This is a genomic window from Shinella curvata (assembly GCF_022899935.1).
In the GTDB taxonomy this organism is placed as follows: domain Bacteria; phylum Pseudomonadota; class Alphaproteobacteria; order Rhizobiales; family Rhizobiaceae; genus Shinella; species Shinella curvata.
Genome location: NZ_JALJCJ010000003.1, coordinates 144,393 through 168,715, shown reverse-complemented (window position 1 = coordinate 168,715; position 24,323 = coordinate 144,393). Strand labels below are relative to the sequence as shown.

At 62.7% G+C, this 24,323-nt stretch carries 24 protein-coding genes and 1 tRNA gene; 16 read left to right on the top strand and 9 right to left on the bottom strand.

Features of this window, described 5'->3' with window-relative positions; translation table 11 throughout:
• Positions 1-8: 8 nt before the first annotated feature.
• The 8 genes from rbfA to MUU55_RS12320 all read left to right on the top strand — a co-directional run bounded on the left by rbfA (position 9) and on the right by MUU55_RS12320 (position 7,983).
• Positions 9-419, top strand: a complete 411-nt coding sequence (gene rbfA / locus MUU55_RS12355) for a 30S ribosome-binding factor RbfA (RefSeq protein ID WP_244761067.1) — start codon at positions 9-11, stop codon at positions 417-419.
• A gap of 12 nt (positions 420-431) precedes the next feature.
• Positions 432-1,364, top strand: a complete 933-nt coding sequence (gene truB, locus MUU55_RS12350) for a tRNA pseudouridine(55) synthase TruB (protein ID WP_244761066.1) — start codon at positions 432-434, stop codon at positions 1,362-1,364.
• A gap of 145 nt (positions 1,365-1,509) precedes the next feature.
• Positions 1,510-3,234 (top strand): sensor histidine kinase, encoded by a 1,725-nt coding sequence (locus MUU55_RS12345; protein ID WP_244761065.1) that lies wholly within the window; start codon positions 1,510-1,512, stop codon positions 3,232-3,234.
• Between the two features lie 37 nt (positions 3,235-3,271).
• Positions 3,272-3,592 (top strand): SH3 domain-containing protein, encoded by a 321-nt coding sequence (locus MUU55_RS12340; RefSeq protein ID WP_244761064.1) that lies wholly within the window; start codon positions 3,272-3,274, stop codon positions 3,590-3,592.
• Between the two features lie 165 nt (positions 3,593-3,757).
• Entirely contained in the window at positions 3,758-4,027 is a 270-nt protein-coding gene (gene rpsO, locus MUU55_RS12335) for a 30S ribosomal protein S15 (RefSeq protein WP_244761063.1), read from the top strand.
• 347 nt (positions 4,028-4,374) lie between these two features.
• On the top strand, positions 4,375-6,516 hold the full coding sequence (gene pnp / locus MUU55_RS12330; RefSeq protein ID WP_244761062.1) for a polyribonucleotide nucleotidyltransferase: 2,142 nt from the start codon (positions 4,375-4,377) through the stop codon (positions 6,514-6,516).
• A 105-nt stretch (positions 6,517-6,621) separates the two neighbouring features.
• Entirely contained in the window at positions 6,622-7,638 is a 1,017-nt protein-coding gene (locus tag MUU55_RS12325; RefSeq protein ID WP_244761061.1) for a class I SAM-dependent methyltransferase, read from the top strand.
• 114 nt (positions 7,639-7,752) lie between these two features.
• Entirely contained in the window at positions 7,753-7,983 is a 231-nt protein-coding gene (locus MUU55_RS12320; RefSeq protein WP_244761060.1) for a hypothetical protein, read from the top strand.
• Positions 7,984-8,025: 42 nt separating this feature from the next.
• Here MUU55_RS12320 and fabI read toward each other — a convergent pair whose 3' ends face one another.
• The 3 genes from fabI to fabA all read right to left on the bottom strand — a co-directional run bounded on the left by fabI (position 8,026) and on the right by fabA (position 10,658).
• On the bottom strand, positions 8,026-8,832 hold the full coding sequence (fabI, locus tag MUU55_RS12315) for an enoyl-ACP reductase FabI (RefSeq protein ID WP_244761059.1): 807 nt from the start codon (positions 8,830-8,832) through the stop codon (positions 8,026-8,028).
• 5 nt (positions 8,833-8,837) lie between these two features.
• Positions 8,838-10,061: a beta-ketoacyl-ACP synthase I gene (gene fabB / locus MUU55_RS12310; RefSeq protein WP_244761058.1), complete on the bottom strand. Its 1,224-nt coding sequence runs from the start codon at positions 10,059-10,061 to the stop codon at positions 8,838-8,840.
• Positions 10,062-10,142: 81 nt separating this feature from the next.
• The gene (gene fabA, locus MUU55_RS12305) at positions 10,143-10,658 is read right to left on the bottom strand and encodes a 3-hydroxyacyl-[acyl-carrier-protein] dehydratase FabA (RefSeq protein WP_117368090.1); all 516 of its coding nucleotides are present in this window, start codon (positions 10,656-10,658) and stop codon (positions 10,143-10,145) included.
• 316 nt (positions 10,659-10,974) lie between these two features.
• Between fabA and irrA the strand changes: the two genes are divergently transcribed.
• Positions 10,975-11,397, top strand: a complete 423-nt coding sequence (irrA, locus tag MUU55_RS12300; RefSeq protein WP_244761057.1) for an iron response transcriptional regulator IrrA — start codon at positions 10,975-10,977, stop codon at positions 11,395-11,397.
• A 6-nt stretch (positions 11,398-11,403) separates the two neighbouring features.
• Here irrA and MUU55_RS12295 read toward each other — a convergent pair whose 3' ends face one another.
• Positions 11,404-12,039: a trimeric intracellular cation channel family protein gene (locus tag MUU55_RS12295; protein WP_244761056.1), complete on the bottom strand. Its 636-nt coding sequence runs from the start codon at positions 12,037-12,039 to the stop codon at positions 11,404-11,406.
• A 128-nt stretch (positions 12,040-12,167) separates the two neighbouring features.
• Between MUU55_RS12295 and MUU55_RS12290 the strand changes: the two genes are divergently transcribed.
• A complete protein-coding gene (locus tag MUU55_RS12290) occupies positions 12,168-12,641 on the top strand; it encodes a hypothetical protein (RefSeq protein WP_244761055.1) in 474 nt (157 codons plus the stop codon).
• A gap of 6 nt (positions 12,642-12,647) precedes the next feature.
• Here MUU55_RS12290 and MUU55_RS12285 read toward each other — a convergent pair whose 3' ends face one another.
• Positions 12,648-13,439 (bottom strand): YdcF family protein, encoded by a 792-nt coding sequence (locus MUU55_RS12285; protein ID WP_244761054.1) that lies wholly within the window; start codon positions 13,437-13,439, stop codon positions 12,648-12,650.
• A 22-nt stretch (positions 13,440-13,461) separates the two neighbouring features.
• Positions 13,462-14,646 (bottom strand): TMEM43 family protein, encoded by a 1,185-nt coding sequence (locus MUU55_RS12280; RefSeq protein ID WP_244761053.1) that lies wholly within the window; start codon positions 14,644-14,646, stop codon positions 13,462-13,464.
• 161 nt (positions 14,647-14,807) lie between these two features.
• Between MUU55_RS12280 and MUU55_RS12275 the strand changes: the two genes are divergently transcribed.
• Positions 14,808-15,080: a DUF2934 domain-containing protein gene (locus tag MUU55_RS12275; protein ID WP_244761052.1), complete on the top strand. Its 273-nt coding sequence runs from the start codon at positions 14,808-14,810 to the stop codon at positions 15,078-15,080.
• 46 nt (positions 15,081-15,126) lie between these two features.
• On the opposite strand, the gene MUU55_RS12270 is transcribed toward MUU55_RS12275, so the two are convergent.
• Both MUU55_RS12270 and MUU55_RS12265 read right to left on the bottom strand, forming a co-directional pair.
• A tRNA-Ala gene (locus MUU55_RS12270) sits at positions 15,127-15,202 on the bottom strand.
• Positions 15,203-15,349: 147 nt separating this feature from the next.
• Positions 15,350-15,736, bottom strand: coding sequence for a TIGR02300 family protein (locus MUU55_RS12265; RefSeq protein ID WP_244761051.1), 387 nt, complete (start codon positions 15,734-15,736; stop codon positions 15,350-15,352).
• A gap of 257 nt (positions 15,737-15,993) precedes the next feature.
• On the opposite strand from MUU55_RS12265, the gene aroA reads away from it, so the two are divergent.
• The 4 genes from aroA (at position 15,994) to rpsA (ending at position 20,621) form a co-directional block, all read left to right on the top strand.
• Complete coding sequence (gene aroA / locus MUU55_RS12260; protein WP_244761050.1) at positions 15,994-17,349, top strand: 3-phosphoshikimate 1-carboxyvinyltransferase; 1,356 nt, start codon at positions 15,994-15,996, stop codon at positions 17,347-17,349.
• A gap of 71 nt (positions 17,350-17,420) precedes the next feature.
• The gene (locus MUU55_RS12255) at positions 17,421-18,041 is read left to right on the top strand and encodes a hypothetical protein (RefSeq protein ID WP_244761049.1); all 621 of its coding nucleotides are present in this window, start codon (positions 17,421-17,423) and stop codon (positions 18,039-18,041) included.
• Positions 18,042-18,169: 128 nt separating this feature from the next.
• Positions 18,170-18,799 (top strand): (d)CMP kinase, encoded by a 630-nt coding sequence (gene cmk / locus MUU55_RS12250; protein ID WP_244761048.1) that lies wholly within the window; start codon positions 18,170-18,172, stop codon positions 18,797-18,799.
• Between the two features lie 115 nt (positions 18,800-18,914).
• Positions 18,915-20,621, top strand: a complete 1,707-nt coding sequence (rpsA, locus tag MUU55_RS12245) for a 30S ribosomal protein S1 (RefSeq protein WP_244761047.1) — start codon at positions 18,915-18,917, stop codon at positions 20,619-20,621.
• Positions 20,622-20,695: 74 nt separating this feature from the next.
• Here rpsA and MUU55_RS12240 read toward each other — a convergent pair whose 3' ends face one another.
• On the bottom strand, positions 20,696-22,534 hold the full coding sequence (locus MUU55_RS12240) for a hypothetical protein (RefSeq protein WP_244761046.1): 1,839 nt from the start codon (positions 22,532-22,534) through the stop codon (positions 20,696-20,698).
• 400 nt (positions 22,535-22,934) lie between these two features.
• Between MUU55_RS12240 and MUU55_RS12235 the strand changes: the two genes are divergently transcribed.
• Positions 22,935-24,317 (top strand): nicotinate phosphoribosyltransferase, encoded by a 1,383-nt coding sequence (locus tag MUU55_RS12235; RefSeq protein WP_244761045.1) that lies wholly within the window; start codon positions 22,935-22,937, stop codon positions 24,315-24,317.
• The last annotated feature ends 6 nt before the right edge of the window (positions 24,318-24,323 follow it).

Genomic DNA, 24,323 nt, shown 5'->3' with positions numbered 1-24,323 from the left:
TGACGACCATGGTAAGAGCAACATCCTCAGCGCCGTCGCAACGCATGCTGCGCGTGGGCGAGCAGGTGCGCGCGGCGATCACCCAGGTTCTCCAGCGCGGCGAAGTGCGCGATCCGCTTCTCGAAAAGACGGTCATTTCCATCTCGGAAGTGCGCATGTCGCCGGATCTGAAGCACGCGACGGCCTATGTGACGCCGCTCGGCGTCAAGGACCACGACGTGGTGATCGAGGCGCTGAACCGCAATGCAAAGTTCATCCGCGGCCGCATGGGTTCGCAGTTGCGCCAGATGAAATACATGCCGGATGTCCGCTTCCGCGACGATACCAGCTTCGACAATTACAAGAAGATCGACGAACTCCTGCGCTCGCCGGAAGTGTCGCGCGATCTCTCCGCCGATGACGGCGAAGACGACAAATAATCCAGGTTCAAGATGTCCAGACCCCGCAAACCCAAGGGCCGGCCGGTTTCCGGCTGGCTGATCCTCGACAAGCCCTTCGACTTCGGCTCGACTGAGGCCGTCGCCAAGATCAAGTGGCTGTTCAAGGCGCAGAAGGCCGGCCATGCCGGCACGCTCGATCCGCTCGCCTCCGGCATGCTGCCCATCGCGCTGGGCGATGCGACCAAGACCGTCCCCTATGTGATGGATGGCCGCAAGATCTATGAATTCACCGTCACCTGGGGCGAAGAGCGCACGACCGACGACCTTGAGGGCGAGGTGACCGAGAGCGCCGACAAGCGACCGACGGCCGATGAGATCCAGGCGATCCTCGGCGAGTATACCGGCATCATCCAGCAGATCCCGCCGCAGTTCTCGGCCATCAAGATTGCCGGTGAGCGCGCCTATGATCTGGCCCGCGAGGGCGAGGTCGTCGAGATCCCGTCGCGCGAGGTGGAAATCCACCGTCTGGCGCTTGTCGGTTCGGACGAAAATACCGCGCAGTTCGAGGTCGAATGCGGCAAGGGCACCTATGTGCGCGCACTCGCCCGCGATTTCGGCCGCCAGCTCGGCTGCTACGGCCATATTTCTGCACTGCGCCGTACCTTCGTCGCGCCCTTCGGCGAGGACGACATGGTGCCGCTCGCCGATCTCGTTGCGCTCGAAAAGATCGAGGACGAGGCCGAGCGGCTGGCCGCTCTCGACGCCTTCCTGATCGATACCGGCGAAGCGCTTTCGAGCCTGCCGCAGATCGTCATCAACGACGATCAGGCCCATCGCCTGCGCATGGGCAATCCCATCATCGTGCGCGGCCGCGACGCGCCTGTGTCGGCCGATGAGGCCTATGCTTCGGCGCGCGGCAAACTGGTCGCGATCGGCGAGATCAGTGGCGGTGAATTCCGTCCGAAACGCGTTTTCCAGGGCTAATAATCAGGGGGCGGAACCAACGCCCCCCGACTTGATTTCACCATAAGCTACGGGCTTTATGGGCCGGCGAGGTTCGCTTGTGCGCGGGCCGGGCGGCGCTTTGCCGTTTCGGCCGGTTTGGGTGAAGGGTGAAAAGGGCTGGCCGTTGACGATTTCGCCGACTGACAGAACGGTGAATGCCGGGGGTGCGGAAGCGAAACCCGCCGAGGCGCGCCGGCGTATGCACCACCCGGTGGTCTTCTATCTCATCTGCCTCATCCTGGTCATCGTGATCCCGGCCTTCCTTTTCTCGATCGTTGTGCTGAAACGCACCACCGAGGCGCAGGACCGTATCTTCGAGTCTCTGTTGCGCACCTCGACAAGCGCCGTGAATAGAGCGGTCGAGCGCGAAATCTCGGGCATGTTCTCGACGCTGAATTTCCTTTCGACATCGGAAAGCCTGCAGCAGGGTGACTATGCGGGGCTGCATGCGCAGGCTGCAAAGACGCTCGAAGGCACGGATATCTATTTTCTGGTCATCGACCAGTCGATGCGCCAGCTCGTCAACACGCGCGTGCCCTACGGCACGCCGCTCAACGCAGCGTCGGACCCGGTTTCTGCCGGCATGGCGCTGGCGCGGGGCGAGCGGATGGTCTCCGATCTCTTTTACGGCAAGACCGCCCGGCAATGGGTGTTCAACGTCTATCAGCCGATGCGGCTTCCAAGTGGCGAGCATGTTCTCCTCACGCTGACGAAGAATGCCGAAGCGCTGCGGCGCGTGGCCAATCCGGATGTCCTGTCGCCCGGCTGGAATGCCGCCGTGCTCGACAGCAGGGGCACGGTGATCGCGTCGACCGATGAGAAACAGGAGACCGGCAAACCGTTTTTCCTGCGCGTCGTGCCGGCATTGCGGCTGGGCGTGAGCACGATGGGGCAGGACGGCGTGAACTATCAGCTCGTCACCGAGTTTTCATCGCTCGCCGGCTGGCGCATGATTGCCTGGGCGAAATCCTCTGACGTGCAGGCACCGGCCGTGTCTTCCTTCCTGTGGCTGGCGATCGGCGGTGTGGTCTTTGCGCTTCTCGCCGCCGTCAGTGCCGTCGGCATCGCGCGTGTGCTGTCCCGCGACGTTCGGCTGCTTGCCCATGACGCCCGCCGTCTTGGTTATGGAGAACGCGTTGCACCGCGCCGTTATGCCATTTCGGAGTTGGAGACGGTTTCCAAGGCGCTCGCGGAGGCGGCGGATGCGCGGGTGAAATCGGAAAATGAAGTGCGCTTTCTGATGCGGGAGGTCGCGCATCGTTCGAAGAACCAGCTCACCGTCATTCAGGCGATGCTCAACCAGTCGGCGGCGGGCGCGGAAAATGCCGGTGAATTCGCCGAAACGTTTCGCCGGCGTGTCGCGGGGCTCGCGCGCTCGACCGACCTGATGATCGCCAACGCCACCGATGGCATCAACCTCGTGGAGCTCGCCCGCAACCAGCTGAAGCCGTTCACGCCGGACGACGCCGCGCGCGTGCGCATTGCCGGCCCCGCCGTATTGCTCGATCCACAGGCCTCCCAGACACTCGGCATGGCGCTGCATGAACTCTCGACCAACGCCACCAAATACGGCGCGCTCGCCAACGAGAAGGGGGTCGTCTCGCTGAGCTGGGTCGCCGCGGGTGAAAACCTCAACCTCGTCTGGCGTGAAAGCCAGGCGTCGATTGACAGGCAGGCCATCGCCGCCAGCCGCAAGGGGTTCGGCAGCGTCGTGCTGGAGCGTATGCTCGGCATGGCGCTCGATGCGAAACTGGATTTCATCGTGCATGACGACGGAATCGAATGGCGCGTGACGATCCCGCTCTCCCGTCTGCGCGACGAGGATGTGCATCAGCAGGGAGCCGGATAATGTCAGATCTCGCATTTCACGCTTGCAGGAATATGTCATGACGCTTCTTCTGCGGATCGCTGTCGTTTTGAGCCTTTTCACCGTCTCGCCCGTTTTCGCCGCTGGCGAATGCCTGGTCGACGATCCCACGGGTACGCCCCTCAACGTGCGCGCCGAACCGAATGGTGCGATCCTGACGACGCTGCAGAACGGCATGAACGTCGCCGTGCTCGAGGAGCGGAAACTCGGCACGAAACGCTGGCTACTCGTCTCCCTGGATGGCCGGCAGCTCGGCTGGATCTTCGGCGCCTATGTCGTCTGCCCCAAGGCCGGCGACGAGGTAAAGGCTGCGCCGAACCAGCCGGCGGAGCAACGCTAGGCGTATCCGGTGGCCCTTCATCACGGCTCTTCCCTTTCATGGGGGAATGGTTTATAGGCACCGCCAGCAATGCGGGGCTTGAAGCCTCCTTGCCTTCACGGCCATCGCTGGACGACATCCCGGCTTTTGGCGACCTTTAGTTCTCCATTCATGAAAGGACATACGATGTCGATCACTGCTGAGCGCAAGGCTGCGCTGATCAAGGAATACGCAACCGTCGAAGGCGACACCGGTTCTCCGGAAGTCCAGGTTGCGATCCTGACCGAGCGTATCAACAACCTGACGGAACACTTCAAGGGTCACAAGAAGGACAACCACTCCCGTCGTGGCCTTCTGACGCTGGTTTCCAGCCGCCGCTCGCTTCTTGACTACCTCAAGAAGAAGGACGATGCCCGTTACAGCAAGCTGATTGCTGCTCTCGGTATTCGCCGCTAAGCACTTTCGGCGGGCGTTCTTCATGAGCGCCCGCCGCTTTCTTTTGCGGAAGACCTTTCCGCCGTACCGTTTCGCCAGTGCCGGTTGAGGCCGCCTCGCGCAACGGAATTTTCCAGCAGGCCGGATGGGCCGGACCTGCGGAACCAACCGATGACCTGTCATGGGGCAGGATTGCAGGACGCTTCCCACGGGAGCAATTCCAGGAAAAGTGTAAAGCGGTTTTCCGTCCGGAATTGCGACCAGCAAAAAAGAAGCCTCCCGTTGTCTTGCCCATGATGCGTCATAAAGCGGATAGACCACCTGCGCCTTCAGGCGGCGGTGCGCGTATCTGCCAAGAAGGACAAGACATGTTCGATACCCATACGGTTGAAATCGAATGGGCGGGCCGTCCGCTCAAGCTGGAAACCGGCAAGATCGCCCGTCAGGCTGACGGCGCGGTTCTCGCGACCTACGGCGAAACCGTCGTTCTCGCCACCGTCGTTTCCGCCAAGGCGCCGAAGCCGGGCCAGGATTTCTTCCCGCTCACCGTCAACTACCAGGAAAAGACCTACGCCGCCGGCAAGATCCCGGGTGGCTACTTCAAGCGCGAAGGCCGTCCGTCGGAAAACGAAACGCTCGTTTCCCGCCTGATCGATCGCCCGATCCGCCCGCTCTTCCCGGAAGGCTACAAGAACGACACCCAGGTCGTCGTCACCGTCGTCCAACATGACCTCGAGAACAATCCCGACGTTCTCTCGATGGTCGCTGCCTCGGCTGCTCTGACGATCTCCGGCGTTCCCTTCATGGGCCCGGTCGGCGGCGCACGCGTCGGCTACATCAACGGCGAATACGTCCTGAACCCGCATCTCGACGAGATGGACGAGTCGGTTCTCGACCTGGTCGTCGCCGGTACCCAGGACGCCGTCCTGATGGTTGAGTCCGAAGCCAAGGAACTCAACGAAGAAATCATGCTCGGCGCCGTCATGTTCGGCCACAAGGGCTTCCAGCCGGTCATCGACGCGATCATCAAGCTCGCCGAAGTGGCTGCCAAGGAACCGCGCGACTTCCAGCCGGAAGATCATTCCGCTCTCGAAGCCGAAATGCTCGGCATCGCGGAAACCGAACTGCGCGCCGCCTACAAGATCACCCAGAAGGCTGATCGTTACGCCGCCGTCGACGCCGTCAAGGCCAAGGTGAAGGCCCACTTCTTCCCTGAGGGCGTTGAGCCGAAGTACACCGCCGAAGTCATCGGCGCCGTCTTCAAGCACCTCCAGGCCAAGATCGTTCGCTGGAACATCCTCGACACCAAGAGCCGCATCGACGGCCGCGATCTCGAAACCGTTCGCGCCATCGTTTCGGAAGTCGGCATCCTGCCGCGCACGCACGGCTCGGCTCTCTTCACCCGCGGTGAAACCCAGGCCGTGGTCGTTGCCACGCTCGGCACCGGCGAAGACGAGCAGTATGTCGACAGCCTGACCGGCATGTACAAGGAACGCTTCCTGCTGCACTACAACTTCCCGCCCTACTCGGTCGGTGAAACGGGCCGCATGGGCTCCCCGGGCCGCCGCGAAATCGGCCATGGCAAGCTCGCCTGGCGCGCGATCCGCCCGATGCTGCCGACGGCGGAACAGTTCCCCTACACGCTGCGCGTCGTCTCCGAGATCACCGAGTCGAACGGCTCGTCCTCGATGGCCACGGTCTGCGGCACGTCGCTTGCTCTGATGGACGCCGGCGTTCCGCTGGCCAAGCCGGTTGCCGGTATCGCCATGGGCCTGATCCTCGAAGGTGATCGCTTCGCGGTTCTCTCCGACATCCTCGGCGACGAAGACCACCTCGGCGACATGGACTTCAAGGTCGCCGGCACCGCCGACGGCATCACCTCGCTGCAGATGGACATCAAGATCGCCGGTATCACCGAAGAGATCATGAAGGTCGCACTCGGCCAGGCCCAGGGCGGCCGCAAGCACATCCTCGGCGAAATGGCCAATGCCATCTCCGAAGGCCGCTCGCAGCTCGGCGAATTCGCTCCGCGCATCGAAGTCATGAACATCCCGGTCGATAAGATCCGTGAAGTCATCGGCACCGGCGGCAAGGTCATCCGCGAAATCGTCGAAAAGACCGGCGCCAAGATCAACATCGAAGACGACGGCACGATCAAGATCGCTTCGTCCTCCGGCAAGGAAATCGAAGCGGCCCGCAAGTGGATCCACTCGATCGTCGCTGAACCGGAAGTCGGCATGATCTACGAAGGCACGGTCGTGAAGACCGCTGACTTCGGCGCCTTCGTCAACTTCTTCGGCCCGCGCGACGGCCTCGTGCACATCTCGCAGCTCGCTCAGGAGCGCGTTGCCAAGACCTCCGACGTCGTCAAGGAAGGCGACAAGGTCTGGGTCAAGCTGATGGGCTTCGACGAGCGCGGCAAGGTTCGCCTCTCCATGAAGGTTGTCGACCAGGCAACCGGCAAGGAAGTCGCTGCCGAGAAGAAGGGCGACGGCGAAGCCGCCGAGTAAGCCTACTCTACCCGTATGGAGGGGGCGCGGAGCGGCACGTTCCGCGCCCCTTTCCTTTGACCACCCGTTGTCCTCGCTGCCCGTATCCACCGCTGAAAGCCGACCATGACCCGCGACGCCCTGAAGACCCTGTTCCATCCCTTTGCCTCCGGCACGCTCGGCATGCCCGGCGAGGGCGAACGTTATCTCTTCCTCGGCGCGGAGGCCGGCCAGCGCCCGCCGGAAGGCTTTGGCGCCACTCTGGAGGCCGTACAGCCGCAGCGCGCGCTCTATCGCGGGCTGGAGGCCGTTCGTGCTCCGGTGAAGCCGGTCATCGAGGGCGAGGATTTCGACGGCGCGCTCATTCTGATGACCAAGCACAAGGGCGAGAACGAGAACCGCATCGCCGAGGCGCTGCGCCTCGTGCGCACCGGCGGCCTGATCGTCGTTGCCGGCAGCAAGGAAGACGGCGTGCAGTCCATGCGCAAGCGCCTCGACCAGCTCGGTCTCACCGGCGACTACATGCCAAAATACCACGGCCTTGCCATCTGGTTCGCCCGTCCGGAAGATCCGGCCGACGCGATTGCCAAGCTGGCGGCCAAGCCGGTACGCGTCGCCGGCCGCTTCACGGCAGCTCCGGGTATGTTCTCGCATGACCGTATCGACGAGGGTTCCGAGCTGCTCGCCACACGCATCCCGGAAGATTTCCATGGCCACGCCGCCGATTTCGGCGCGGGCTGGGGCTATCTCTCCGTCATGCTCGGCGGCCGCGCGACGCAGGTGAAGGGCATCGATATCTTCGAGGCGCATTACGAGGCGCTGGAAGCCGCCAAGGAGAACATGGCGGAGAACTGCCCGAACATTCCGGCGCGCTTCTTCTGGTTCGACCTGACGGCGGAAACGCCACGCGACCACTATGACCTTATCGTCATGAACCCGCCCTTCCACGAAGGCCATGCCGCAGACCACTCGCTGGGCGCCGGCATGATCCGCATGGCGGCCAAGTCGCTCAAATCAGGCGGCCGCCTGCTGATGGTCGCCAATCGAGGCCTGCCCTACGAGCCGGTGCTGAAGGAAGCCTTCAAGGAAAGCGGCGAAGTCTGCCGTAATGCCCGCTTCAAGGTGCTGTTCGGCAGGCGCTGAAGCCCAGCGATTTGACAGGCGTCAGCTCACGCTGACGCCGATTGCCGCAGCCGATTGCCATTTTTCCGAAACGGGTCCACCATCGCCGGACCGTTCCCGTTCAGGAGATCCGTAATGGCTTTTGGACCCGCCAGGCCGCCGATCACGGAAGATGTGGCTGACGTTATCGCAAAGGATGTAAAGCAGGGGGAGGGGCATACGCCGACCTCCGAGGTGCCGCTCGCCTTTCTGAGGCGCGGGGCCGATGGCAAGCCGCTGGAAATGAACAGCCGCGTGCGGACCGTGTTCTTCGCCATTCTGGCGGCGTTGGTCCTGCTCGTCGTGGTGCTGATGCTGCGCTCGTAAAAGGAAAACGGCGCGAAGTTCCAAAACTCCGCGCCGCCCTTGTTACTCGCCGTCGGCCTTGGCCAGTCGCTCCAGCGTCGGCATGGAGGTGATGTTGTAGCCGGAGTCCACATAGTGGATTTCGCCGGTGACGCCGCTCGACATGTCGGAGAGCAGGTAGAGGGCCGAATTGCCGACGTCCTCGATGGTGACGGTGCGACGCAGCGGCGCGTTTTTCTGCTGCCAGGAGAGCATGGCGCGAGCGTCCGAGATGCCAGCGCCGGCCAGCGTGCGGATCGGGCCGGCCGAAATGGCGTTGACGCGGATGCCCTGCGGACCGTAGTCGCCGGCAAGGTAGCGCACGGAGGCTTCGAGTGCGGCCTTGGCGACGCCCATGACGTTGTAGTTCGGCATGAGGCGCGTGGAGCCGCCATAGGTCAGCGTCAGCATCGCGCCGCCATCGGTCATCAGATCCGCGGCGCGCTTGGCGATTTCCGTGAACGAGAAGCAGGAGATCACCATGGTGCGCGAAAAGTTGTCGCGCGAGGTGTCGGCGTAGAGGCCCTTCAGCTCGTTCTTGTCGGAGAAGCCGATGGCATGCACGACGAAATCGAGCTTGCCCCACTTTTCCTTGATCGCCTCGATCGTCGCATCCACCGAGGCGATGTCCTCGACATCGCAGGGAATGACGAAGTCGGAGCCGAGCTCGGCGGCAAGCGGCTTCACACGCTTGCCGAGCGCTTCGCCCTGGTAGGTGAAGGCGAGTTCAGCGCCCGCACCGGCAAGCTTCTGTGCGATGCCCCAGGCGATGGAGTGGTTATTCGCGACCCCCATGATGAGGCCGCGCTTGCCGTTCATGATCCCCGTCATGCCGTTCATCCGTTGTGGCGCTGGAAGACCAGCGTGGCGTTGGTGCCGCCGAAGCCGAAGGAGTTCGAAAGAACCGTGTCGATCTTGGCATTGTCGATGCGCTTGCGCACGATCGGCACGCCGTCGAATTCCGGATCGAGCTCGGTGATATGGGCGCTTTCGCCGATGAAGCCGGCCTGCATCATCAGGAGGCCGTAGATCGATTCCTGCACGCCGGCAGCACCCAGCGAGTGGCCGGTCAGCGACTTGGTCGACTGGATATGCGGGATCTTGTCGCCGAAGACTTCACGGATCGCGCCGATTTCCTTCGAATCGCCGACGGGCGTCGAAGTGCCGTGCGTGTTGATGTAGTCGACATCGCCCTTCACGGTAGCGAGCGCCTGGCGCATGCAGCGCATCGCGCCTTCGCCTGAGGGGGCGACCATGTCGTAGCCGTCGGAGGTCGCGCCGTAGCCGACGATTTCGGCATAGATCTTCGCGCCGCGGGCCTTGGCGTGTTCCAGCTCTTCGAGAACCAGAACGCCGGCGCCGCCGGCGATAACGAAGCCGTCGCGGCTGACGTCATAGGCGCGCGAGGCGGTGGCGGGTGTGTCGTTGTACTTGGAGGACATGGCGCCCATGGCGTCGAACAGGTTCGACATGGTCCAGTCGAGGTCTTCGTGACCGCCGGCGAACATGATGTCCTGCTTGCCCCACTGGATCATCTCGGCAGCATTGCCGATGCAGTGCGCCGAGGTCGAGCAGGCCGACGAGATCGAGTAGTTGACGCCGTGGATCTTGAACCAGGTGGCGAGCGTGGCCGACGCCGTCGAAGACATGGCCTTCGGCACGGCGAACGGGCCGATGCGCTTGGGCGAGTTGTTCTTGAGCGTGATCTCGGCCGCTTCGATCAGGGTGCGGGTGGACGGGCCGCCCGAACCCATGATGATGCCGGTGCTCTCGTTGGCGGCGTAGTCTGCTTCTTCCAGTCCGGAATCGGCGATCGCCTGCTTCATGGCGACGTGGTTCCACGAGCCGCCCTGCGAGAGGAAGCGGGCGGCGCGGCGGTCGACGAGTTCGGTCGTGTCGATGTTGGGCGAACCCCAGACCTGGCACTTGAAGCCATGGTCGGCGAAATCCTGGCTGAAGCTGATGCCGGAGCGCGCGTCGCGCAGCGACGCCGTCACTTCGTCTGCGTTGTTCCCGATGGAGGATACGATCCCCAGACCCGTGACAACTACCCGTCTCATATTCCTGCCCTTTTCTAGAACGTCTTGTTGTGAAGGCGGCTCAGGCGCCGCCTTCAGGCTTTCTGCAGCCTGTGGCCGCCCTTAAGCGTCTTTGTCCTTCGACAGGCCGACGCGCAGGTCGGTTGCCTGATAGATGGTCTCGCCGTCGGCCTTCAGCCAGCCGTCCGCCGTGCCGAGTACGAGGCGACCGCGCATGACGCGCTTGAAGTCGATGCCGTATTCGAGAAGTTTGGTATTGGGGCGAACCATGCCCTTGAACTTCACTTCGCCGGTGGAGAGCGCCATGCCGCGTCCGGGCTCGCCGAGCCAGCCGAGGAAGAAGCCGGTAAGCTGCCACATACCGTCGAGGCCGAGGCAGCCCGGCATGATCGGGTTGCCCTGGAAGTGGCAGGGGAAGTACCAGTCGTCCGGCTTCACGTCATAAGCCGCGCGGATATAGCCCTTGTCGAAGGCGCCGCCGGTTTCTGAGATGTCGGTGATGCGGTGGACCATGAGCATCGGCGGCAGAGGAAGCTGCGCATTGCCGGGGCCGAAAAGTTCGCCGCGGCCGCAGGACAGAATTTCCTCATAATTGTAGCTGGATTGCCTGGTCGTCATCGTGGTGTTTCATCCCCGGTCTTGTTCACGCTTGTTCAGCGTTAGATTTAGCGAAGGACGGGGGCGATTTGAAGCATCCCGGCCGCCTCGTTTTTTCTGCCCCATCCTGTGCGGATGAGACGTCCATTCCGCTGTCCGCATACATGATGCCAGCGGTCACAGCCAGTGCAAAGTGGCAAACACCAAGCAAGGGCCCCGGTTTTCCGCATGTTGCGCGCCTTGTCGATGCGGCATTCCTATTGAAACCCGCTTCCGCTAAAGTTATATCGAAAGTTCAAGATAGTTGTTCAAGGCCCAGCAAGTGGACCCGTCGCCCATGCCGCATGCACACGAGATGCCCATCGAAACGCGCCTGCGCCATTCCGGCCTGCGCCCGACGCGCCAGCGCGTGGCACTCGCCGACCTGCTTTTCGCCAAGGGTGACCGTCACCTGACCGTCGAGGAACTGCACGAGGAGGCGGTGACCGCCGGCGTGCCGGTGTCGCTTGCGACCGTTTACAACACGCTGCACCAGTTCACCGAGGCGGGCCTGATCCGCGTTCTCGCCGTCGAAAGCTCGAAGACCTATTTCGACACGAACGTTTCCGATCACCATCATTTCTTCGTCGAGGGTGAAAACCGCGTTCTCGACATTCCCGTCAGCAACATCGCGATCGACAATCTGCCGGAGCCGCCGGAAGGCATGGAAATCGCCAATGTCGACGTGATCATCCGCCTGCGTCCCTGCAGGAAGGACTGAGACCTTTCACATCACATCATCGGGATGCCGCCCCGGTCGGGGCCTGTAGACCGGGAAACGCCAGCCGAAACGCAGCGCACCGCCGCGCACCGCGAAGGCTGCGGCAATGCCGATCGCCGAGGCCAGCCAGAGCGGTGCGCCGGCAACTGTGGCAGCCGTGAAGCCCGCCGCGCCGATCAGCGCCGCCGTCACATAGACCTCGGGCCGCAGCAGGACGGAGGGCTCGTTTGCCAGGAGATCGCGGATGATGCCGCCGACGCTCGCCGTCAGCACGCCGGTCGTAATGGCGACGGTCGGCGAGTTCGTGGCCGCATAGCCCTTGGCTGCCCCCATCACGCAATAGGCCGACACGCCCATGGCATCGAGCCACAGCAGCAGGCGATAGCGTGACTCGATGCGGTGCGCGAGCACGAAGACGAGGAGGGCGACGGCGACGCAGACGATCAGATAGGTCGGGTTTACCACCCAGAAAACGGGCGTCGCACCCAGGATGACGTCGCGGACCGTGCCTCCGCCGATGCCGGTTGCGGCCGCCAGGAACAGGAAGCCGATAATGTCGAGCTGCTTGCGCGACGCCGATAGCGCACCGGTTGCCGCAAAGACTGCCACACCGGTGTAATCAAGCAGTTCCAGGATCGTCACGCTCTTCTCCCTCCCCGGCCAAGCCTCGCAACAGCTTGGCGGCGGTAAAGTCGCGCGCGACAGAATCAGGCTGCGCGCATTCCCAGGTGCATAATGACCGAATCGCCTGCCATGGAAAGGTTTGAGAGATGGCCATCCGTATCAGAATTCTCGCGCTCGTCTCCGCTGCGCTGCTCGCCGCCGGCATGCCGGCCCGTGCCGCCGAAATCGTGCAGGACCCGCTCGCCACGGTTGAGGCCGAAGTCGCCGCGCGCTGCAAGAGCGCGATCTATGGCGAAGACTTCGCGGATAATGTCGATTTCAACAATGACCGCCTCGTCGATGCGATCTTCAACCTTGGCGCCGTCAATTGCGATGGTGTGCCGGGGGGGCTGTGCGGCGATGTCGGTTGCCCGCACCAGTTCTATATCCGCGTGGCGGAGGGTGGCTACTTCCTTGCCGCCAATGCCGATCTCTACGGCTACGACATGAAGCAGCGCTTCGGCAACAAGGTGTTGGAACTCAAGGCCAATGCTGCAAGCTGCGGCCGTGACGACAAGGAATATTGCACGATGACGATCCGCGTGCGCGGCGCCCGTTTCGAAACGATTTCCAAGAAGTAGTGCCGTCTATTGCGGGAGGAGCGCCTGCGTGCGCCCCGCGGCATAATAGAAAAGCAGGCCTGTCCATTCGCGAACAGCCGTGCTCATCAGCTGGGTGTTCGCCGAAGGCTGTGTGAAGTCGAGCCCGAGACTGGCCTTGCCTGTCGTGCGGTAGTCCGTCGGCCATGGCAGGACCTCCAGGCCGCGTTTGCGGAAGAGGCCCATGGAGCGCGGCATGTGGAAGGCCGAGGTGACAAGCAGGCAATCTTTCAGCCCGTTTGACGCCAGCAACGTCTCCGTATTGGCAGCATTCTCGAAGGTGTCGCGCGATTCCGTTTCGCGGATCAACCGCTCGGCGGGGATGCCGAAGGCGGAGAAAAAGCGTTCGGCAACAATGGCGTCTCCCTCATAGGTGCCGCTCAGCGAGCCGTCACCACCGGAAACGAGGATGCGCGCCAAGGGGAAATCCCGCGCCAGCCGCAGCGTTTCGATGAAGCGATCGCCGGCCTGGGTCATCTCGAAGCCGCCCCGTGCGGCGACGATCTCCGATTCGAAGCCGCCTCCGAGCGTGATGATGCAGCCTGGCCCGCCCGCCGGAAGGTCGGCGCGTGCGAAACGATCCTCCAGTTTCTGCAGAAGCACCGCACCCGTCGTCGTGAACAGAGTTACAAACAGGACGAGGGCGGCGGCGAGGCTTGCACCCGTCCCGATACGTCGCCGGTTCGCCAGCCCCGCAAGGATGCCGATGGCGAGAAGCAGGAAGGCGACGGAGAGCGGTTGGGCGACGAGCCAGAAGATCTTCGAAACATAGAAGGTCACGCGCCACCCATTCCTGCCGCCGCTATTGTCTGCCGAGCGCACCCGTTGTTGCCGGTGCTGCGGCGGCTTTGCCCCTGCGCAGGTAAAGGATGCCCGCCGCCAGCGCAATACCGGCGACGAGAACGGCAATCGCGATGACCGGACGATACGCTATCCAGGCAATGGCGATGACGGCGGGGCCGATCAGCAGCGTCAGGATCAGTGCGATGGCGGAGGTGCCGAAATTGACGATGGAGCCGATGAACGGAATGACGTCGCCGATCACGCCGAGGATCGAGAAGATGAAGGCGAAGCCGATGAAGATGCCGATGAGCCCGCCTACGCGCACCGCCCATGTGATGATCGTGTTCTCGCTCTGCGCGGTCTCGAACATCGCCGCCGCATCGTGGATGCCGGCTTCGCTGAGCAGGAGTTCGCGCCCGTTCGTCGTCTTGTATGCCGTAAGGCCGTTGCCGCGCTGCGCTCCGACGAAGCTCGCTTCGGACAGATCCGAGCGCTTGAAGGAAATCCTGATATCGCCGACCTGAGGGTTCTGTGGATCGAACGCGAAGACCGCCTGGCCGCCAAGGGCGGAGACCGGTTTGGCGAGCGCCGTAGCCTCGCCGACCCGGTTGACGTCGAGCGCGGTCAACGGGATCGGCCTGTCGTCGCCGAGATTGGCCACCGTGCGGCCATCCACGCTGAAGGCGCCGATATTGGCGGACGCGACCGGGAAGCTCGCATCATCGATCGGCTTTTGCGGGTTGTCGTGGCCCGACTGGCGGAAGCCGCTGGAGCTGATCTCCCGACGGTTCCACTCCTTGCGATAGGAATAGGTCGTGACGGTTTCCTCGCTGCCGCCGAGCTGCTTGCGCGTCTCGGACTTCGATTCCTCGACCCACTGGTACATCTCGACGATACGGTCGAGCCCGACTGCGCCATCGGCCGAAATGCCGAGCTGGCTGTCTTCGGGCACGCCGACCGGCTTGACCGGTCCCGAGATGTGGACGAGCTTGCCCTCGTTGGCCGGGTCGACGGCGCCGTTCTCGACGGAGACGACAAGCCCGGCACCCTCGACGAGCGCGCGATAGGTTTTGACGGAGCGGCCTTCGTTCCAGAACAGAAGCCAGATGCAGGCGATCAGCAGAATGAAGCCGACCACGATCTTGATCAGTGCGCTCTTCAGTCTGGAAAACCAGGAAGTTGTTGTTGTTTCCGTAAAGCTCATGATGTCCCCCGACAAAGCTGGCGTCGGTCCCTAGACGCCCGGCGGACCATGCTTATTCGCGACCCGTGAAAGACGCAAGAAAAGTCGTTCCCGCCGGAGGCAGTGAAAGGAACATCCTGCCCCGCCCGCCGTTTTTCAACGCAACATGAAGGGAGCCCGTCATGACCGACGACCGCGACGAAAAAATCCGCAAACGCGCCCATGAGCTCTGGCAACAGGAAGGCCAGCCGGACGGCAACCCCGATGACCACTGGTACCAGGCCGAACGCGAAATCGATCAGGGCGGCAGAGGTGAAATCGAAGGCGACGACATGCCCAATCTCGCCGCCCTGCGCGAAGCTGCCCGCCAGCACAACGATACGTTTCTGGTGAAGAGCGATCTCGAGGATGCCGACCAGCGCGAAGCGACGCCGGGCATGCGCGAACAACCGTGACGAACGGCTAGTTTGCTATCCAACGAATATCAGGTGCGGGAGGATTTGGTGGAGCTAAGCGGGATCGAACCGCTGACCTCTTGCATGCCATGCAAGCGCTCTCCCAGCTGAGCTATAGCCCCATAACGGGTTCCGGCGGAGCCGGTTTCCGGGAACCGAAGCGGCGTTGCCGTTCGGTGTGGCGGCTTATTACTTCCGGGTTTCGGAGATGGCAAGCCGAAAAATGAAATCCGGCCGATTTTTTTGAAACCGGCCGGAAAATCAAAATCTTACGCTTCGTCGTCGTCGCCGCCGACACCGATGATGCCGGTCATGTCGTCATCGTCGTCTTCTTCCTGCTCCAGGAAGGTGTCGTCGTCGTCGCCGTCGATTTCCACATCGTCGTCGCCGAGATCAGGCAGGTCGTCGCCGCCGGCTGCATCGTCATCGGCGTCCTCGAGTGAAACCAGTTCGACTTCCGTGTTCTCGGCATCGACTTCGTTGGCGTCCTCTTCCTCTTCCTTCTCCAGGACAGCCGCCGCAGAGGTCTCTTCGAAGAAGGACAGCGGATAGGTCTTGCCGGTATAGGGGGAAACGATCGGGTCGCGATTGAGGTCGTAGAACTTCTTGCCCGTTTCCGGATCGATGCGTTTGGTTCCGAGTTCCGCTTTAGCCACAGTCAAAGCCTTCTGAGTGCCGTATGGTTTCCGGCAGGGCCGGTTGTCCGGCGCGTTGAACGGTAAAATGATTAGCCGGTCCCCTTAATCGTCTTGCGCAATCCTGTCAAAGCCTAACTTCGGCAGGGGCCGGCGCGGGGCCGTGGCGGCGATTGTTTTCCGACAGGAGGATGACGGTTTAAATCGTTTGTGATAGCAAGCCCGCGTTCTTCCCGGCGCCTCTTCCGGGGAGCTGTCCATTATCAAGGAAGACGCCCATGTCGCACGGCGCCAGTGCCCGGCCCGCAACCGCCCGCAAATCCTCCGGCCTTTCCGGCACCGTTCGCATTCCCGGCGACAAGTCGATCTCCCACCGCTCCTTCATGTTCGGCGGTCTTGCCAGCGGCGAAACGCGCATCACCGGCCTGCTCGAAGGCGAGGACGTGATCAATACGGGCAAGGCCATGCAGGCCATGGGCGCGAAGATCCGCAAGGACGGCGATACCTGGATCATCAACGGCGTCGGCAACGGCGCGCTGCTGGCCCCCCAGGCACCGCTCGATTTCGGCAATGCCGGCACCGGCTGCCGCCTGACGATGGGTCTTGTCGGCGTCTATGATTTCGCCAGCACCTTCATCGGCGACGCCTCGCTGACCAAGCGCCCGATGGGCCGCGTGCTGAATCCGCTGCGCGAAATGGGTGTGCAGGTGACGTCGGAGGACGGCGACCGTCTTCCCGTAACCTTGCGTGGCCCGAAGACGCCGACACCGATCACCTATCGCGTGCCGATGGCCTCCGCACAGGTGAAGTCCGCCGTGCTGCTCGCCGGTCTCAACACGCCCGGCATCACGACGGTCATCGAGCCGGTCATGACGCGCGACCATACGGAAAAGATGCTGCAGGGTTTCGGTGCCAACCTCACCGTCGAGACGGATGCCGACGGCGTGCGCACGATCCGGCTGGAAGGCCGCGGACAGCTCACCGGCCAGGTCATCGACGTGCCGGGCGACCCGTCCTCGACGGCTTTCCCGCTGGTCGCGGCGCTGCTTGTTCCAGGTTCCGACGTCACCATCCTCAACGTGCTGATGAACCCCACCCGCACTGGCCTCATCTTGACGCTGCAGGAAATGGGCGCGGATATCGACGTCATCAATCCGCGCCTTGCCGGCGGCGAGGACGTGGCGGACCTGCGGGTTCGTTCCTCCACGCTGAAGGGCGTGACGGTGCCGGAAGACCGCGCGCCGTCGATGATCGACGAATACCCGGTTCTCGCGGTAGCCGCGGCGTTTGCCGAAGGCACAACGGTCATGAACGGCCTGGAAGAACTGCGCGTCAAGGAAAGCGACCGCCTCTCGGCCGTCGCCAATGGCCTCAAGCTCAATGGCGTGGATTGCGACGAGGGCGAAACCTCGCTCGTCGTGCGCGGTCGTCCTGACGGCAAGGGTCTCGGCAACGCCGCGGGCGCGGCCGTCGCCACGCATCTCGACCACCGCATCGCCATGAGCTTCCTCGTCATGGGCCTTGTCTCGGAAAACCCCGTGACGGTGGACGACGCGACGATGATCGCCACGAGCTTCCCGGAATTCATGGACCTGATGGCGGGCCTGGGCGCGAGGATCGAATTGGGCGCTTAAAATTTCGACTTTGTCGGGAAGGGACTGTTAAATGCTGTCGCCTAGGTTTTGTCAGAAATCCAGGAGTCAGCATGACGAGTGTTCCCAATCGAATCCTTCGCCGTCTTGACGATAGGCGGGTTGTCTTTCGTCTGCATCCGCGCGCAAAGGCGGTTGTTCTCACGGATGACGAATGTGCGCGCGTTCAGCGAATGTCGAAGTGGAGCACGCTCCTTCAGGTGTTCCTGACGCTTGCGATGGCGCTGTCCGCATTGCTTGCCTATGCCAGCCCACCGCTTAGAACGATGGCGGGAGCGGTCGCGATCTTTTTGTTGTTTGCGGTCATACTGATAGAGCGTGGTTATGCGCGCGCCATGGCCTCAATCCTTGATAGAGCGCCCGTTTCGGCGGTGGATAATATGTCGCCGCTTCCATCCTGGGGCGAGCTTGCCGCCATGCATTTTAAACTGCTCCTCGGCGCGATCAGCGACTGGAAGCTGCGCAATTTTCTCGTTGTGCTTCCTCTGGTTTTCCTTGCGGCGGTTTGGCAAGTTCTTGCCAACGTTATCGGGATTCAAGATGCTGGGCTGAAAATGAGCATGCGCGAACTGATGCTTGTCCTCTTGTGCTGCCCTTTGTTGTTCATGGTGCTGTTTGCAGAAAGGCGACGCCGCCTGGCTGAAAAGCAGACCGCTGAGAAGACGGAGCCTTGAAGTTTGTGGCCTGGTAAATTCCAGCATCTATCGGAAATGGCCGTCACCCTGCGGCTTGCCCCTTGGCATTGGCACCATTCTTCCGCTAACACGCTTGATGAAAAGCATGTGACGCACACGGATACGCCATGAAGACAATCGCCATCGACGGTCCTGCTGCTGCGGGTAAGGGCACGCTGTCGCGCCGGATTGCCGAGGAGTTCAGTTTCCATCATCTCGATACGGGGCTGACATATCGCGCGACGGCCAAGGCGTTGCTTGATCGCGGCCTGCCGCTCGATGACGAGGCGGTTGCCGCTGATGTCGCGCGCAATCTCGATCTCGGCGGGCTCGACCGTGCCGTGCTTTCGGCCCATGCGATCGGCGAGGCCGCCTCCAAGATCGCGGTCATGCCCTCGGTGCGCCGTGCGCTTGTCGAGGCGCAGCGCAGTTTTGCGGCACGCGAGCCCGGAACGGTTCTGGACGGTCGCGATATCGGTACGGTCGTCTGCCCGGATGCGCTGGTGAAGCTTTATGTCACGGCTTCGCCGGAGGTCCGTGCGAAACGCCGCTACGACGAAATCCTCGCCGGCGGCGGGGTGGCCGATTATGAGACGATCCTCGATGACATCGTGCGGCGCGACGAGCGAGACATGGGCCGGGCGGACAGCCCGCTCAAGCCGGCGGACGATGCGCACTTGCTTGATACCTCGGAAATGAGTATAGAGGCGGCGTTTTCCGCGGCAAAGTCGTTCATCGACACCGCGCTTAAGCAATAGAGCAAGGCCTGTCCCCGCGCCGGATTTGCTGCCCTTCAAGGCAGCGGGCATCGTTTTGTTCCTCGTCAACGCTAACCCCCGGCGCCCGTGCCCCATAGGCACACCAGGAGTTTCAATGTCTCAAGCAAACCCCACGCGCGAAGATTTCGCAGCCCTTCTGCAGGAATCCTTCGCGTCTAACGATCTCGCCGAAGGCTATGTCGCCAAGGGCATCGTTACGGCCATCGAGAAGGACGTCGCCATCGTTGACGTCGGCCTCAAGGTCGAAGGTCGCGTACCGCTGAAGGAATTCGGTGCCAAGTCCAAGGACGGCACGCTGAAGGTCGGCGACGAAGTCGAAGTTTACGTCGAGCGCATCGAAAACGCGCTGGGCGAAGCTGTTCTGTCGCGCGAAAAGGCTCGCCGCGAAGAGAGCTGGGCCAAGCTCGAAGTCAAGTTCGAAGCTGGCGAGCGCGTCGAAGGCGTCATCTTCAACCAGGTCAAGGGTGGCTTCACCGTCGATCTCGACGGCGCCGTTGCCTTCCTGCCGCGTTCGCAGGTCGACATCCGTCCGATCCGCGACGTCACGCCGCTCATGCACAACCCGCAGCCCTTCGAAATCCTCAAGATGGACAAGCGTCGCGGCAACATCGTTGTTTCGCGTCGTACGGTTCTCGAAGAGTCGCGCGCCGAGCAGCGTTCTGAAATCGTTCAGAACCTCGAAGAAGGCCAGGTTGTTGACGGCGTCGTCAAGAACATCACCGATTACGGTGCGTTCGTTGACCTCGGCGGTATCGACGGCCTGCTGCACGTCACCGACATGGCCTGGCGCCGCGTCAACCATCCGTCGGAAATCCTGTCCATCGGCCAGCAGGTCAAGGTTCAGATCATCCGCATCAACCAGGAAACCCACCGCATCTCGCTCGGCATGAAGCAGCTCGAGTCGGATCCGTGGGATGGCATCGGCACCAAGTACCCGACCGGCAAGAAGATTTCCGGTACGGTCACGAACATCACCGACTACGGTGCGTTCGTCGAGCTGGAGCCGGGCATCGAAGGCCTGATCCACATCTCCGAAATGTCCTGGACGAAGAAGAACGTTCACCCCGGCAAGATCCTGTCCACGAGCCAGGAAGTCGACGTGGTCGTTCTCGAAGTCGACCCGACGAAGCGCCGCATCTCGCTCGGTCTCAAGCAGACCCTCGAGAACCCGTGGCAGGCCTTCGCGCACAGCCATCCGGCTGGCACGGAAGTCGAAGGCGAAGTCAAGAACAAGACCGAATTCGGTCTGTTCATCGGCCTCGACGGCGACGTGGACGGCATGGTGCACCTTTCCGACCTCGACTGGAACCGTCCGGGCGAGCAGGTCATCGAGGAATACAACAAGGGCGACGTCGTCAAGGCTGTCGTTCTGGATGTGGACGTCGACAAGGAGCGCATCTCGCTCGGCATCAAGCAGCTCGGCAAGGACTCGGTCGGCGATGCCGCCACGTCCGGCGACCTGCGCAAGAACGCCGTCGTTTCGGCTGAAGTCATCGCGATCAACGATGGCGGCATCGAAGTGAAGCTCGTCAACCACGAAGACCTCACGTCGTTCATCCGCCGCAACGACCTGTCGCGTGACCGTGACGAACAGCGTCCGGAGCGTTTCTCGGTCGGTCAGACCGTCGACGCCCGCGTCCTGAACTTCTCGAAGAAGGATCGCAAGATCCAGCTCTCGATCAAGGCTCTGGAAATCGCTGAAGAGAAGGAAGCCGTTGCACAGTTCGGTTCGTCCGACTCGGGCGCTTCGCTCGGCGACATCCTCGGCGCGGCTCTGAAGAACCGCGGCAACGCCGAGTAAGCCTTCGCTTACGACATGACAATGAAAAGCCCGCGGAGAGTAATCTCCGCGGGCTTTTCCATTTCAAGGGAGCGTCAGGTCCAGTAGTCGCCGAGCTTCTGGTAGAAGACGAGGCCGGGTTCGATGACGCCGACCATCTCGGCCGTCTTTTCGCGCCGGCGGGCCATTTCCGGCGTCTCCGGCTCGTCGCTTTCGCCGGCCGCATCATCCGCATCCTTCTCGCCACCGTCCTGATTGTCGGGTGTGCCGTCCTCGTCGCTGGCTTCATCCTCGTCGGCTTCGCGGTTCTCTGACCATTCGAGATCTTCCTCTGCCGGCAGATAGGGCACGAAGGCGAGCGGGACACCCTCGCGAACCGCGATCGCGGTCGGAAGCGGGAGATCGGGCTGGGCAGCGGCCTGCGCCTGGGCAATGCCGTTTTCGGCAAGGCGTTGGGCGGGGCGGGTCTCTTCCGTAACGATTTGGGTCTGCCGAGCCGGCACGGACGCCGTCTGGCCTGGATCCGGCCTTGCGCGCGCGGCTTCCTCAGGAAGATCTGCGGTTGCCATCTCCGCGTCCTGTTCGGCGGTGGCGACGGCATCCGCAAGCGTTTCCTCGGTGAGCGGAGGCGGGGTCTCGGTCACGTCACCTTCCGGAGGCATGACGAGGTCGAGCGGACGCTCGAGAAGCGTGCGCAGGAAGGTCGCCTCCTCGGGCGAGAGGTTTTCGACGAGATGAACGACCGCTTCCGTCAGGAGGGCAGGGGGCAGGTCGCGTGTTACCGCTTCCAGCACGCTGCGTGCCGGAGCCTGGCCGGTTGTACCGGCAAGCGGTGTCCTGCCGGGGAGGTCCTCGCGCTTCGCGGGGGTGGACGCCGCCGTTTCTGTCTTCTCGGAACCGGCCGGATCCGCAAGGAGGGTCTCATCGGCTTCTGGGGCGGGTTGGTCGTCCGCGAGGGCAATAGCAGGTATGGTTGCGGCCGGGCGTGTCTCGGATGTCCGCTGGAAAGCCGGCGTCTCTTCGACCTGTTGGGCCGGCTCGGCGAACGCCGTCTTTAAAGTTGTCGCTGGCGTTTCTGCTTTTTCCGCCATCGGCGTGGAGCCGATAAGCGCCGTCCTTATGGCGGCGGCAATGCGCAGCTCGGTTTTGCCGGCCGTGACCGTCTTTGTCGTAGCCTGTTTTTCCGCACCCTCGGTCTTTGCGGCCGTTTCCGTCGCTTTGCTTTCGACAGCGGTTGCGGGCTTGGCTGCCGTTGCAGGGATATCCGCCGTGCGCGTGTTCGCGATATTGGGCTTGTTGGCGCCATCGAAGTCGAAGATGCGCTTCAGCATGACTTGCAGGCTGCGGGCATCGCCGGTGAGCAGCTGTGCCATCTGGGCCGCCTGCTGCAGGCTGTGGCGCCCCACGACGGCGAGCTGTTGCGCCGTGAGCGCGACCGGTTTCTGCTGAGCCGTCTGGCCGCTTGCGGCGTGGCCTTCTGTGGTGTGGTTGTCCTGTGCCGTCAGGTTCGTGGCAAGCAGGGTTGCGAGTTTCTGCGCCTCGGGGCCGTTCGGATTGCGTACGATCTCCACGAGCGTGCGCGTCGGCACAGCCGACAGGACGGTGCTGATCAGCTTTTCCACGGCCGGGCGCATTTCCGGCGGAAGCTTGGCGATGAGGTCGGCGAGCTTGCGGCCGCTTTCGCCTTCGCGGCCCGGCAGGGTCTTCAGGACGGCCAGCAATGTCTCAAGAAGATCGCGGTTGGGGCTTGGCACCCCGGTGCGCGGCATGTGCTTGAGGAGTGTCTCGATGAGGCGCAGCACGACCTCGGCACGCAGATTGGCAAGGGCGGCGGCGGAAAGCTGGGGCCTGACGGCGGCATCGACCGATGCCCCGGCCGCAGGGGCAGGGGTGGGCTGGGCCGTTCCGGTTGTTGTCGCCACGCGCGGCAGCATGCCTGCCTCCTGTTCGCCGTCTTGCCGATGCGCCGCATCCGCAAGCCTGCCAATGTTCCATCGTCCGTCGGATGGCGCATCATGCGCGACGCTGCGAGGGGATGCTTCGGCCCGGACGAACCGGGTTCTCTACGCGGAGGCGGCGGGTAAACCTGCTGGCACTGGACCGCTTGACTGTGCCGGACGGGCGTTCCCGAAACTCCGAACAACTTCTAGCCCTTACATTTCGCATTTTATGGTTAATAAATTCCTAATAGGCTGAAAGACCTTCGCACATGCAGCAAATGCCTCGCAATTGTCCCGTTCAACGGCTCTTGCCCCTTATGCTCAGCTCAAGTAAATCTTGCCCGCACTGCTGGCCGCTGCTTTACGAGAGGCCCGGATGCGGCGGAGACTTTTGATGAACCTCACCAACCTCATCCTCAACACTGACAGCTACAAGTTCAGCCACTACCTGCAATATCCCCCGGAAACCCGCGCCATCTCGTCCTATATCGAGGCCCGCGGCCATTCGGACCATGCGGAAGTGCTGTTCTTCGGCCTCCAGATGTTCCTCAAGGAATATCTGTCGAAACCGGTGACCATGCAGGATGTAGACGAGGCCGAAGGCATCGTGACGGCACATGGCCTGCCGTTCAATCGCGAAGGCTGGACGCACATCGTCAACAAACACGGCGGTTTCCTGCCACTTCTCGTCGAAGGCTTGCCGGAGGGAACGCTGGTGCGCCGCGGCGTGCCGATGGTACAGGTCGTGAATACGGACCCGGCCTGCTACTGGCTGACATCCTATATCGAGACGGCGCTCCTGCGCGCCGTCTGGTATCCGAGCACCGTCGCCTCCAACTCTCGAAAGGTGAAGCAGATCGTCCAGCCGTTCCTGGAGAAGACCTGCGACGACCCCGCCGCCGTCCTCCCCTTCCGCCTGCACGATTTTGGCGCGCGCGGCACGACAAGCCTTGAGCAGGCTGGTATCGGGGGCGCGGCGCATCTCGTCAATTTCATGGGCACCGACACGGTCAGCGCCGTGCTCTATGCCCGCCGCTACTATGGCGCGGACATGGCGGGCTTCTCGATCCCGGCCTCCGAGCACTCGACCATGACCTCCTGGGGCCATGAACGCGAGGCGGAGGCCTATGGCAACATGATCGACAAGTTCGGCGGCAAGGGCCTCTATGCGGTGGTCTCCGACAGCTACGACATCAACAATGCCGTTTCGGAGATCTGGGGCAAGCAGCTGAAGGATCGCGTACAGACGGCGGGCGGCACGCTCGTCGTCCGGCCCGACAGCGGCGATCCGGTGGAAACGCCGGTCCAGGTTCTGCGCCAGCTCGCCTATGCCTTCGGCACGCATCTGAACGGCAAAGGCTACAAGGTGCTCGACAACAGCGTGCGCGTCATCCAGGGCGACGGCATCTCGCCCGCCGATATCGGCCTCATCCTCGGGCGGCTGGAAGCCTTCGGTTTCTCCGCGGAAAATATCGCCTTCGGCATGGGCGCCGGCCTGCTCCAGCGTGTCAACCGCGACACCTATTCCTTTGCCATGAAGGCCAATGCCCGACAGGATTCCTCGGGCGCCTGGCATGATGTCTACAAGCGCCCCGCGACCATGAATCTGAAAGCCTCCAAAGCCGGCCGCCAGGCGGTTGTCGAAGGTTATATCGGGCTGGAGGGTGCGCGCGTGGACCAGTTGGCCGGTCGCCGCAACCTGTTGCAGCCGGTGTGGCGCGATGGAAAGCTTCTTGTCGACTGGCACTTCGAAGAGGTACGCGCCCGCGCGGTGTGATGCTCT